At 38.7% G+C, this 13,200-nt stretch carries 11 protein-coding genes; 5 read left to right on the top strand and 6 right to left on the bottom strand.

The genetic code is table 11. The features are described 5' to 3' along the window. Positions 1–280: 280 nt before the first annotated feature. Complete coding sequence (gene rlmF / locus FTU75_RS16885; RefSeq protein WP_180116516.1) at positions 281–1,255, bottom strand: 23S rRNA (adenine(1618)-N(6))-methyltransferase RlmF; 975 nt, start codon at positions 1,253–1,255, stop codon at positions 281–283. Between the two features lie 352 nt (positions 1,256–1,607). Then, complete coding sequence (locus tag FTU75_RS16880; protein WP_180116515.1) at positions 1,608–2,096, bottom strand: immunity 26/phosphotriesterase HocA family protein; 489 nt, start codon at positions 2,094–2,096, stop codon at positions 1,608–1,610. Positions 2,097–2,587: 491 nt separating this feature from the next. Between FTU75_RS16880 and FTU75_RS18620 the strand changes: the two genes are divergently transcribed. Continuing rightward, on the top strand, positions 2,588–2,869 hold the full coding sequence (locus FTU75_RS18620; RefSeq protein WP_306669988.1) for a hypothetical protein: 282 nt from the start codon (positions 2,588–2,590) through the stop codon (positions 2,867–2,869). Between the two features lie 302 nt (positions 2,870–3,171). Next, on the top strand, positions 3,172–4,260 hold the full coding sequence (locus FTU75_RS16870) for an aldehyde reductase (protein ID WP_257223825.1): 1,089 nt from the start codon (positions 3,172–3,174) through the stop codon (positions 4,258–4,260). A 61-nt stretch (positions 4,261–4,321) separates the two neighbouring features. On the opposite strand, the gene FTU75_RS16865 is transcribed toward FTU75_RS16870, so the two are convergent. Next, positions 4,322–6,499, bottom strand: a complete 2,178-nt coding sequence (locus tag FTU75_RS16865; RefSeq protein ID WP_180116536.1) for a TonB-dependent siderophore receptor — start codon at positions 6,497–6,499, stop codon at positions 4,322–4,324. A 426-nt stretch (positions 6,500–6,925) separates the two neighbouring features. Beyond that, positions 6,926–7,984 (bottom strand): outer membrane protein Omp38, encoded by a 1,059-nt coding sequence (omp38, locus tag FTU75_RS16860; protein WP_180116514.1) that lies wholly within the window; start codon positions 7,982–7,984, stop codon positions 6,926–6,928. A 378-nt stretch (positions 7,985–8,362) separates the two neighbouring features. Between omp38 and FTU75_RS16855 the strand changes: the two genes are divergently transcribed. The 3 genes from FTU75_RS16855 (at position 8,363) to FTU75_RS16845 (ending at position 10,829) form a co-directional block, all read left to right on the top strand. Next, positions 8,363–8,884, top strand: coding sequence for a GspH/FimT family pseudopilin (locus FTU75_RS16855; RefSeq protein WP_180116513.1), 522 nt, complete (start codon positions 8,363–8,365; stop codon positions 8,882–8,884). A 113-nt stretch (positions 8,885–8,997) separates the two neighbouring features. After that, positions 8,998–10,173, top strand: a complete 1,176-nt coding sequence (locus FTU75_RS16850) for a thiolase family protein (protein ID WP_180116512.1) — start codon at positions 8,998–9,000, stop codon at positions 10,171–10,173. 206 nt (positions 10,174–10,379) lie between these two features. Continuing rightward, positions 10,380–10,829, top strand: a complete 450-nt coding sequence (locus FTU75_RS16845) for a VOC family protein (protein ID WP_180116511.1) — start codon at positions 10,380–10,382, stop codon at positions 10,827–10,829. 69 nt (positions 10,830–10,898) lie between these two features. Here FTU75_RS16845 and FTU75_RS16840 read toward each other — a convergent pair whose 3' ends face one another. Both FTU75_RS16840 and FTU75_RS16835 read right to left on the bottom strand, forming a co-directional pair. Continuing rightward, positions 10,899–11,384 carry a DUF934 domain-containing protein gene (locus tag FTU75_RS16840; protein WP_168379542.1) on the bottom strand — a complete coding sequence of 162 codons (486 nt, stop codon included), beginning with the start codon at positions 11,382–11,384 and terminating at the stop codon, positions 10,899–10,901. Next, positions 11,377–13,020: a nitrite/sulfite reductase gene (locus FTU75_RS16835; protein WP_180116510.1), complete on the bottom strand. Its 1,644-nt coding sequence runs from the start codon at positions 13,018–13,020 to the stop codon at positions 11,377–11,379. The genes FTU75_RS16840 and FTU75_RS16835 overlap by 8 nt, the downstream gene beginning before the upstream one ends. Positions 13,021–13,200 lie beyond the last annotated feature (180 nt).

Below are 13,200 nucleotides of genomic sequence, written 5' to 3'. Positions count from 1 at the left end.
TTATATAAAATTTAAATGATAAACATACGCATTTGCAGTTCAATTCCGCGCATTTTTCACATATAAAAGAAGCCCTTGCAGAATATTTAATGCATTTAGAACACGTAATAATCAAAAATCGCTAGATGCTGTTTTTTGTAACAATTAACAATGCGTCTTATTTAGCAAAAATATCTCCTGATTGATTCAACACACGGTGCTTATCGCTATGGGAAACTTTATATTGATGCCATATGCACTGCTGTCAAAGACAAGGCGAAAATCTCCAACGAAGACAGACTTAAGCTGAAGTCCAACGTGCATTCTTCCACGCTTGCTGTTGCCTTAAATCCAGAAAAGTCCAAGCGACAAAACGGCTTTCTTTTTGTCCCTGCGTCATTTTAATGGTTTTTACATCCACTGCACCGCTCTTCGCTAAGGCCTTTAAAAGCACTGGCAATGTTGTTTTCTTGGAAACCAGCGTACTAAACCAAAGACATTGTTCAGCAAACTGGATGCTCTCTTGTACCATTTGGCAGACAAATCGCTCTTCGCCGCCATCACACCAGAGTTCGTTCTTTTGACCGCCAAAGTTTAATACCACCTTGCTCCGATCAACTGGCTTGCCCAGTTTTCTTAATTTTTGCGTTGCTGTCGCGTTGGCTTCATCTTGTGAGGCATGAAATGGTGGATTACACATGGTCAAATCAAAACGATCTGAAGGTTTAATCACACCATTGAAAATATTGCTCGCTTTTTTCTGCAATCGAATCTGAATGCCTTTACGCAGATTCGGATTGGCCTCCACAATAAATTGGGCACTTTTAACCGATGCAGCATGTATGTCTGAGCCTACAAATTTCCAGCCATAGCTGCGATGACCAATAATCGGATAAATACAGTTCGCCCCCACCCCAATATCTAAGACTTGAACGTTGTGTCCTGTTGGAATCTGCCCTTTGTTGTTGGCACTCAACAAGTCAGCCAAATAGTGAATATAGTCAGCCCTGCCCGGAATAGGCGGGCAAAGAAAATCTTTGGGAATATCCCAATATTGAATGCCATAAAAATGCTTGAGCAATGCTTTATTCAGCATTTTCACTGCGTGTGGATCAGAAAAATCTACCGATAAATCATTATATTTATTTGGGCTGACAAAAGGCGTAAGTTCCGGACAGCTCTGTATCAACTGAGGAAAATCGTAACGACTGCGATGCAGATTTCTTGTATGTAATTCCGATTTTTGCTGCGGAAAAGATTTCTTTGCTTGCGCCATGTGTATGCCAATAATCAACGGGAGAACAGAATTATCTGATAAGGCAGGATCTATACCTGCAAATTAACTAATATTGTACGTGAATTTAAGGCGTCAATGACGCCCCAATCCTGTTATTTGTCTATCTTCAGAATGAATAACGACTTGGATAACTATTCATATTTAATCTGGACATTTTTGTTTGCTATATCATTAAACAAAACCGCGGAACATTGATTGAATAATAGTCGCGAAACATGAAGAATCAACAAAAAAAACCAATCAGTGTTGATTGGGCTTTTTATATAAGTATAAGATATTGATTTATATGAAATAAAAAATAGAATTTCGTATAAGGTGTATTATGTTAATTTTAAGATGCAGAGGGTTTAGGGCGTAATTGTTTAACCCACTCATTCGGAACACCATTAAAATGATCTCTTAAACGATCTTCTACATGATCAGGATCCCATACAGCAGCACGTTCCAAATCTTTTACTTCTTCATATGTTGCTGGAATATCGATACCTTCAGTTCCATCTTCATAATAAATAGAAATTGAATGATCAAACATATCTTGCTTAAAGAAGTAAACCTTCTGTTTTAAATCGTCATTTAATTCTACATTCCCAATAATATGCCATTTCTCGGATTTAAATGCGTAATTCATGACAGGTACTTTAAACAAAATCGAATGTGATGTTATGAAATTAACATTCAATTCTAAATTTTTCGTCTGTAAATTGTAGAACCCTGCCAATGGAGATTTTAAAACTATGCCATAGCCATAGCTTAGATTCCCCAAATTAATTGCAATCACATCACCTTCTTTAATTCTCTTACGTTTTGTTCTTTGTTCCATAATTTCTGATCTACTTACCAAAATCTCAAATACATTCCTGCAAATAATAAGGTTCTGTCACATTAAGAAACTAGCTTAATTTACTATTGAGCTTTACAGAAGCTAATAGAAATAAACTATTTAACATAATGGCTGTTATACAAAATGAAGAAGCCTAGACCGAAGATCTAGGCTTTAAATTTAAAAAATATATAAAAATTAAGTCTATAGTATCATTTTTTTCAACTTCGCATCACGTGTATTATGCTAATTTTAGAGAAAATCAAGAATCAGTTGGAATAATCAATGACATTAAAAGCGTTATATATAGAACTTTATTATGGAGAATATTCTTACTCAGAAAGGAGAAAAAATTAATTGAATATATTGATAACAATGAAAATACTCCTGCTTAATTACTTGAACTATATCCTAATTATGAACCACTATTACTCAGTGTAATACAGATAAAAGATTCTGAATTTTCATCCAATTGTTTAGAAGCCGAAATATTGGCAGCTAAATTCTTTTTAGGTGTTTTAGCTGACTATAAAAATGGTAATTTAAGCCCTCTTAAGCTATGTAAAATTTTTAGTAATTTAGAAAAAGGGTTCCTTGATGCACCAAGAGGACTTGAAAATAACATAGCTTACTATCCCGAATGGATAGGTGACCTCTATGACGCTTGTGACTGGTGCGATGAAACATGGACAATCGAAAATTCACCTCATTTAATAGATGCTATAAAGCATCAGATTAATGTCATTCATGGGTGGCTTTTGAAGCCTATTTAACATCATAGAGGTTATACGAAATAAAAAACCAAGACCTAAGATCTAGGCTTTAAATTAAAGCTCACAAGTTAGATATGACTCTTTGTCCATTTTTCTGTGAGATTTTGCGTCCATACTCATAAGAATATACATCTATCCAACATTCATCCCATATTCGCATATTTTAAGATCAATAAAAAAGTACTTTTTCAGCATTCACATGCATTCTCTGCTGAATTTAGTGCGCATTAAACCCAATCATCAACATATATTTTTTCAAATCAATCAAAGACAAAACTAAATATTCTCAATATGATAAAAAAATGCGTCAATTAAAGTTGAAGAATATGAATAGCAAGACAACAAGACAGATACTCGTCACAGGCGCGACAGGCTATATTGCCAGTTGGGTCATCAAAAATTTACTCGAATTAGGGCACACGGTACATGCCACAGTTCGTGATCTGAATAAAACATCAGGATTTGCACATCTCGAAAAAATTGCAGCTGATACAACTGGCACTTTAAAACTGTTCCAAGCCAATTTATTAGATGAGGGTGCATTTGATTCAGCCATGCAAGGTTGTGACATTGTGATCCACATGGCATCCCCTTTTGTAGTGACCAACTATAAAGACGCAATAAAAGATATTATTGAGCCGGCCATTTTAGGTACTGAAAATGTGCTCAACAGTGTCAATAAAACTGAGTCAGTAAAACGTGTTGTCGTGACTTCAAGCATCGCATCAACCTATGGTGATGCCATTGATATTCTACAGACCGAGCATAATGAATTTGATGAATCGCACTGGAATACCTCCAGCTCAGAAACCCATCAGCCTTATCCGTATTCAAAAGTTATGGCAGAGCGAAAAGCATGGGATATGCAAAAAGCACAACAACGCTGGGATTTGGTTTGTGTAAATCCAGCCTTAGTGATGGGCCCTTCATTAACAGCATCGACTCAGTCTGGCAGTATTGAGGTGTTAAAGCAGTTTGCCAACGGTATGACTTTGGCGGGTGTTCCACCAATGTGGAATGGTATCGTCGATGTCCGTGATGTCGCCGAAGCGCACGTACAAGCAGCATTAAACCCTAAAGCATCAGGTCGTTATATCATTAGCGGTGGTACTTTAAGTTTATTAGAAATGGGGAAAATATTACGCTCGCATTTTGGTAATAAATTTCCTTTTCCACGCAATACCTTACCGAAGTTTGCCTTTAAAGCATTTGGCCCTCTTGCAGGTTTCCCACGAAAGTTTGTTGAACTGAATATGGGTTACCCAATTTACTTTAATGCTGAAAAAAGTAAAAAAGAATTGGGCATTGAGTACCGAAATATTCAACAAAGTGTGGTTGAGCATTTCCAACAATTACTCGTTGACGGTGTGGTTAAGCAATATATTCCGTAAATCATTCATTTGCAAAAAAGCCACCTGACGGTGGCTTTTTATATAAAAAAACTAAACTAACTTAGAAATCAAAAGTCACGCCAACTTTATAGGTACGTGGACCACCCACTAAGGCATAACCTGAGTTGAATGTACCTTCCCAATATTGCTCATCAGTCACGTTATCAACATTGGCTAAGAATGTAGTATTTACACCACCCAAATTGGTTTTATAACGCGCACCTAAATCTAAAATTGTATAGTCTGGTAGTTTAAGTGCATTGGTTTCATTTAAGTACTGTTCACTCACATAGTTTGCACGCGCATTGACATTCAAACCATCCACATACGGTACTGCATAATCTAAGCCAAGCGTTGCGGTAAAGTCAGGAATACCATATACCGAATTACCTTGATTAGTTACACCATTTTTCACCGCTGCTTTGGTATATTCAGCATCGATATAAGCCAAACTACCCATCAGATTTAGACCTGTATAAATCTCTCCTGAAAATGCCCATTCCACGCCACGTGAACGTGTTTCTGCATCATCTGTGGTAATTTGATTGATTGTACTATTGGGTTGACCATCAGAATATGAAGATACCATGGTCGATGGTTTTTCAATTTGATAAAGGGCAAATGTATTCAACCAAGAACCTGCTTGATATTTTGCACCCAATTCATATTGTTTGGTTTGGAATGGCGCAAAGGTGACATTATTGTTGGCATCTGCAACGTTATTCACCGTTACCCCTTCAGAAAGTCCCTCTACATAGTTTGCATAAATAGAAAGATTCTCACCAAAAGGTTTAACCACGACACCTAAGCTTGGCGAAATTTTATCATCTTGATAGCCAGTCTTTCTTTGTAAATTCTTGGTATCGATATCCTGATAGCGTGCACCAACAATCAGCTGCAATTTATCATTTAACATCGAAATCTGATCAGACACCGTATAGCTGACATATTTATTGTCTAAGTTTGGTTGAACCACAGGATAAGCTGAGGGCATACCGATAGTGGTGTTAGGATCATATAAATTGGTTGACTCAATATTCTCTTGCGTCGCTTTCACATGCTGATCTGTTTCTTTGGTCAAGTAGTCAGCTCTTATATTTAAGGCATGTTTTACAGCACCTGTATTAAACTTATATTGGAAACCTGTATTGGCTGATGTAATCGACTCAGATGACCCTGTACGATAGTACTGTGAAGTAGCATGACCATCAGCTTGCCCTACGATAAGACGCGTACCAAAAATGTGCCCGCTATAGGCCTTTTCAATATGCCCTACACCTGCATACACATTTAAATCAGGTGTAAATGCATATTCACCACTTAATCCTACAAACTCACTATCTGTATGACCTTCTAAATTACTAAAATAATTGGTATCGCCTTTAGGCGCATCAAGTACGCCATTATAGATATGACCATGTGCGTCTTTCACGCCGAACGCGACCATTGCAGGTGACCCACCATTACGATCATCACGTACCGCAAAAGCATCAAAATTAAGTTTTAACTTATCCGTTGTATAGTCTGCAGCAATAGCGCCTGATGCATGTTTATCTTCCATGCCTTCAATAATGTGCTCACCTTGACCATAAGCACCATTCACACGTAGACCAAATTCTTTTTCAGCACCAAAACGTCGCGAAACGTCAAAACCTGATTGGTAAAAACCACCTTCTTCCATTGAAGCTGAAACTTGAGTTTTTTCTTTATCTGCACGCTTAGTTTTAGCGATGACCACACCACCGACCCCGCCAGCAGGCGACATACCTGCAACCAAGGCATTCGGGCCTTTTAAAACCGTTACCGAATCTAGAAATTCAGTCGGTACGCGTCCATAAGGCGCCATACCGTACATACCATTGAGTGCAATGTCATCGTGATTGATGTCAAAGCCACGAATATTAAAGTTTTCGTTTAAATGACCTTGGTTGGTTGTAATACGGATACTCGCATCATTTTTTAAAACTTGTGCTACAGTTGACGCTTGCTGTTCTTCAATCAGTTTTTCACTATATGCTGTTACGCTAAACGGCGTATCAACAATTTTTTTACTTCCCAGTGCACCAAGGTCTGTCTGCGCTTTCAATTTTCCATTTGCAAGCTGCTTTTCCGCTGGCACCTCAACTTCAATTGTCTCTAGTACTGTTGTATCCGATGCAAGCGCAGATGTTGCCCCTCCAACACCGAGTAGCACCATAGTTATAGAACGTACTAAGTGTGTTTTTGCAAAATTATTCATCATTTCAAGATTAGTTTTATTTGAATAAGAATCATTATTATATTTAGAATAATTCTTAACTGCATCATGAATCCCGATGAATATATTTTTTTAATGAAAATTATAAATATTCATTTTTTATAAATTGTAGATAAAATAAATGTAAATATTTTTTTTTAATTAATATTATAAAAAATTAAATCAAAAACTGTGTATGTTCAATTAAAGCTCTAAGGTAAATAAATGATTAATTAATATACAAATAGTTTGAATTTTTACATGCTTAATTGCCACATGAATAGATAAATCCTTTTACATCCAACGATTATTTAAAAGTAAATAACGCTTTTGCGTTAGTGCCTGTTAGCCAAATTTAAGTCCCTTTTTTAAATTTAAAAAAAAGCGACTCAAAAGAGCCGCTTTTTTCTAACCGAAGTTAAACTCAAATTATTGAGCTTGACCAGGTTGAGCCACTACAGTACGGCTACCAGAAATCGTAGCGAATACGCGACGGTTCATAGCACGGCCTTCTTTAGTGTTGTTGTCAGCGATCGGTTGATCCCACGCGAAACCTTGAGTAGATAAACGAGCTGGGTCAACGTTGTATTCGTTAACAAGTGAAGATTTAACAGAGTTAGCACGAGCTAGTGATAAACGTTCGTTTAGAGCACGTGGACCAGTGTTATCTGTGTGACCTTCGATGTTAGCTGTAGCATTAGGGTATTCACCTAATTTTTCAGCAACTTTAGCGATTTCAGGTTTGTATTGATCTTTGATGTTAGATTTGTTTGTATCAAAGAACACACGAAGTTCCATGTTAAGATCTTCAGTCAACTCTTGAGGAGCTGGAGCAACTGGAGCAACTGGAGTTACAGGAGCAACTTCAACTACAGGAGCAGCAGGTTTCAAGTGACCGCCAAGAACTACGTTAAGACCAGCTAAAGCTGTGTAGTTCCAGAAATCTTCGTCGATGTTGTAAGTAGCACGAGCTTCAGTACGTAGAGATAAAGCATCGTTTAAGCGCCAGAAAGCACCTAAACCAGCATTACCCAAAGTACCTTCTTCAGTAGTACCACGAGCTTGTGCAGATGGAGCTAAACCACGAGCAGCAGCTTCGTCAAATTTGTATTTGTAGTGACCAGCACCCAACAATACATATGGCTTAACTTTACTGTCATAGTTTTTAGTGATCAAATCAGAAGTAGCATAGAAGTTACCATTGATTTGAGTTTGTTTGTATTCGCTGTCAAGCGGATCAACATCACCTTTAACTTGGTTATATTCAGCTTCGAAACCTAACCATGGAGTTAATTCAACACCAAGTGCTGCACCAACAAACAAGTCGTCTTGTAGCTCAGGACTTTCAGTTAAGTTACCACGGCTGTTGTTGTGTTGAGAATCTTGGAAAGTGTAACCAAGCATTAATGGAGTAACAGTTACGCCTGCGTTTGCAGCTGCTAAAGGAGCAGCTACGAGCATTGCTAATGCAATACGACTCATTTTCATGGATTTATCCTCCAGAGATAACAATTGTTGTTCAAGCTCAAGCCGAAAAATTGGCTATCCTGAGATAGGCTTTCTTATACCCCAGTTTTTTTTTTAAGCTATTCACGCTGAATCATACAAACACTTTATTCTTTTTCCAAGTGCTTGATTAATCTAATCAAGTAAATTATTGACAAAATTACTTACAATTTCCGTTGTAATTCGGTAAATTTTTACTCAATTTTGAGCAGTGAATCGCCTATTGTCACTTGCTATTTTCATTTTAACAGCTTTATCTAAAATTGAGTAATAAAATTCTATACTCAAAATTAATATCGCCATTAAAAACACATATAACATTAGACATATAAAAATAATATTAAATTTTGGATTAAATCAATGCTTTACAATAAAGAAACCGGCTTTACGTTATTTGAACTTTTGGTCTCAATTGCGATTATGGTCATTATCGTGACGATAGCTTTACCACATTTCAACAATTTAATGGCGCAGCGAGAAGCGAATAACATAAAATCGACTATTCAGAATCACAATGCTTTCGCACGGGCTCAGGCCACAATTTATCACTCCAATATTGTGATTTGTCCTAGTCTTGACTTTAAACTTTGCCAACCTAACAACTGGAACAGTGGACTGATCATATTTATTGACAGTAATAAAAACCGTCAAGTCGATGCAAATGAAAAAATATTACTGCAAGATAAACTCAACTTAAAATATGGCGATCTCTCTTGGCGTGGGACTCTACACATTCCAAGTCTCACCTTTCAAGCTAGCTCAGGTTTACCCAATGGTTCAAATGGCAGTTTCTACTACTGTTCAAAATCAGCACTTCAACCGATCCGGGCAGTCTTAAGTCGAATGGGACATATCCGATTTGAAAACCCAGCCACTTGCTAATTTGAGAACCGGTGAGTGCAAAGCAGCCTTTTAAATTTGCTTTATTCCTGTTCAATTTTACTTATACTGCTGACGTATTCAAATATTAATGTATAAGAAAATGGAGACATGTAATGGCTGATATCGTCATCGTGAATGGTGCCCGTACTGCAATGGGTGGTTTTCAAGGGAGTTTAGCCGCAGTTACTGCACCAGAATTAGGCGCAGTTACGATTAAAGCAGCCATCGAACGCGCGGGTTTACAACCCACAGATGTTGAAGAAGTCATTATGGGCTGTGTGCTTCCGGCTGGCCTGAAACAAGGTCCTGCCCGTCAAGCGATGCGTAAAGCCGGTCTTCCAGATTCAACTGGTGCCGTAACCATCAACAAGCTGTGTGGTTCAGGTATGAAGGCCGTGATGCAAGCGGCGGATATGATCAAGGCAGGATCAGCTCAAGTCGTAGTTGCAGGTGGTATGGAATCAATGACCAATGCGCCGTATGTCTTGACCAAAGCACGAGCTGGCTACCGTATGGGCCACGGTGACGTTAAAGATCATATGTTCTTAGATGGCCTAGAAGATGCAGAAACGGGCCGACTCATGGGTTCTTTTGCGCAGGATATGGCAAACACAAAAGGCTATACACGTGAACAAATGGATGACTTCGCCATTCGCTCGCTTAAACGTGCTCAAACTGCAATTACTGAGGGTTATTTTGCTGACGAAATCGTGCCTGTCACTGTTTCGAGTCGTAAAGGCGATGTGATTATCGATAAAGATGAACAGCCGTTTAACGCCAATATCGAAAAAATTCCAACACTGCGCCCTGCTTTTGCTAAAGATGGAACAATTACCGCTGCCAATGCCAGTTCTATTTCTGATGGTGCGTCTGCTTTAGTATTAACATCAGCAGAACAAGCATCAGCAAAGGGCTTAAATCCGCTCGCAAAAATTGTGGCTTATGCATCAAATTCACAGCATCCTTCAGAATTTACTATTGCACCTGTAGGCGCAATTCAAAAAGTTCTAGATAAATCGGGTTGGAATGTTGCTGATGTCGATTTATGGGAAATTAATGAAGCTTTTGCCATGGTCACGATGTGCCCTATTGATGAATTTAAATTAGATGCTGAAAAAGTAAATATCAACGGGGGTGCTTGTGCGCTTGGACATCCTGTTGGTTCTACAGGTTCACGCATTATCTTAACGCTGATCCATGCATTAAAACGTACAGGCGGTAAACGTGGTATTGCAGCGCTGTGTATTGGCGGTGGTGAAGCGACTGCTGTGGCGATTGAATTGCTTTAATCCTCTGCTGACTCCCTTCACAAAGGGCGATTTAGAGGGAATATTCTTTAATCCTCCCCTAACCCCTACTTTAATAAAGGAGGGAGACTGAAAATCCCTCTGTAAGAGGGATTTTTTATGCTTACATTTTAGACATAAATTGTTCACATACAACTCAGCCAAGGCTCTTAAAATAAATGTCGACATAATAAAAATGGATGACCACCATGCAGCTCAATCACTACTTGAATTTTCAAGGCAATACCGAGGCAGCCTTTAATTTTTATCGTTCTGTATTTGGTGGAGAGTTCCTCAATGTGATGCGTTATGGTGATATGCCTGCTGAGGATGGCATTTCACTATCCGATACAGAACTGCAAAAGATTATGCATATTTCCCTACCGATCAATGAATTTACCGTGCTGATGGCCTCAGATGTCAACGAACAATTCTGTGCGCAATCCAATCAACCCTTTACCTTAGGCAGCAATCATTATATTTCGATTAATTTAGACAGCAGTGAACAAGCTGAAGCCAAACGACTGTTTGATGGCTTGTCCAAAGGAGGCTCTATAGAAATGCCTCTCGAAAAGACCTTTTGGGGTGCGCTGTATGGCGCATTTACCGATCAGTTCGGTATTAAATGGATGGTCAATTGCCAGCTTGAAAACGAATAATCACTCATTAAAATTATTTTGATCAATAAAAAAGCCTCCGAATGGAGGCTTTTTTATTGATCAAGGCACTTAAGCACCAGTTTGATAATGCGCTTGCGGCACTGCAGTTGAAGCTTGATATGGATTGGTAAAATCACCTAAACCAGCAGCAGCTTCAGCAATATCTTTACCTTCTTTCACTACAAAAGTATCGAAACCTGAACGCTTCATGTAGTTCAACACGTCTTTGAATACATCACCTGTCGCACGTAGTTCTCCTTGGAAACCTTGGCGACGTAACAATGCAGCAAATGAGTAACCTCGACCATCGTTAAAACCGGCAAATTCGATGAAAATAGCATCTAACTGGTCAAGCGGGAATTCATTGGTTTCAGGTGAAGCATCCACCGTTACGAAAAGTGCTTTTTTACCACTTACATTCGCAAGTTGATCTAACTGCTCAACTGTTAAAACCACGTCACCTTGGGGCAACACACCATCTTCACCAATGACTTGGTAAGTATTGTCTGCAATCGAGCCATCTTTAGAGAGGACTTGTAGTGCTGTATTAAGCATATGCACGCTCCTTAAATGGTTGGATGCCAACACGGCGGTAAGTATCAATAAACTCTTCGCCTTCTGCACGAAGGTCTAGATAAGTATTTAAGATTTCTTCGATGATGTCTGGTACAACTTCGGCTGCAAATGATGGGCCTAAGATGTCACCAATCGATGCATCATGGTCTGCATTACCACCCAAAGTGATTTGATAGAACTCAGCACCCTTTTTGTCTACACCTAAGATACCGATGTTACCCACATGGTGGTGACCACACGCATTCATACAACCAGAGATGTTCAGATCCAATTTACCTAAATTGTAAATGGTATCTAAGTCATCAAAACGACGTGTAATGGCTTCAGAAATTGGAATCGATTTCGCATTTGCTAATGAACAGAAATCACCACCTGGGCAGCAAATGATATCGGTTAAGAACCCAATATGCGCACGTGCAAGATTGTGTTGATCAAGGATTTTCCATAGATCAAACAAATCTTTTTGCGGTACATCAACAAGCGCAATGTTTTGCTCATGTGTGGTACGGAACTCACCAAAGGTATATTTGTCAGCCAAGTCAGCAATCAGGTTCATTTCTTCAACAGTCATATCGCCCGGTGCAATACCCGCACGTTTCAAAGAAATCGTAACGATGCGGTAACCTTTGACTTTATGTGCATTGGTGTTGATGTTGAACCATTGTTTAAATTTCGGCTCTGCGGCAAATTGCTCTGCAAAATCTTCATCCGCATAATCTTGGTAATCAAATGGTGTGAAGTTCTCATCCATTTTCGCCAAGGTATCAGCATCAATTTTTAAAGTTTTGATGGTATGTGCAAATTCAGCTTCCACTTTCTCTGCAAATACTTCTGGTGTTAATGCTTTCACCAAAATTTTGATACGTGCTTTATATTTGTTATCACGACGACCGTGTAAGTTGTATACACGAAGTACCGCTTCTAAATAAGCAATCAAATCTTCACGTGGCAAGAACTCACGAATAAAGCTACCAATCACTGGTGTACGGCCTAAACCACCACCAACTTTGATTTTATAGCCAATCTCGCCTGCTTCATTTTTCACGATATACACACCGATATCATGGAAAGACGTTGCCGCACGATCAGTTTCTTCCAGTGCTGAAACTGCAATTTTGAACTTACGTGGCAAGAAAGCGAATTCTGGGTGGAAAGTTGACCATTGACGAATCAATTCACACGTTGGACGTGGGTCAGCGATTTCACCTGCAACCACACCGGCATATTGGTCAGTTGTGGTGTTACGAATACAGTTACCCGAAGTTTGAATCGCGTGCATTTGAACAGATGCAAGCTCTTGTAACATGTCAGGCACATTTTCTAGTGCAGGCCAGTTAAACTGAATGTTTTGACGAGTAGATACGTGCGCATAACCACGGTCATAGTCCTGAGCCAATGACGCAATTTTACGTAATTGTTTAGAATTCATCAGGCCATAAGGTACTGCAATACGTAGCATCGGTGCATAACGTTGTACATAAAGGCCGTTTTGAAGACGCAGTGGACGGTATTCATCTTCCGTCAATTTACCTGCTAAATAACGTTCCGTTTGATCACGGAACTGTGCAACACGTTCATTAACCAGTTGCTGGTCAAAATCAGTATATAAATACATGGCGTACAGCTAGTAATTTCTATTATAACAATGCACAGCATAACGAGATTTCATCTATCAAGAAAATGCGTTTTTTACATATTTAATAGCGATTTTATTGATAAGACTGTCGCAATTTCACTGATATAGCGGAATTCGATCATTTATCTTTTATTTATTAATATATTGAATTATTTTTCC

This window comes from Acinetobacter sp. YH12140, from assembly GCF_013418475.1.
Classification (GTDB): Bacteria; Pseudomonadota; Gammaproteobacteria; order Pseudomonadales; family Moraxellaceae; genus Acinetobacter; species Acinetobacter amyesii.
This window is presented reverse-complemented; position numbering and strand designations above follow the sequence as displayed.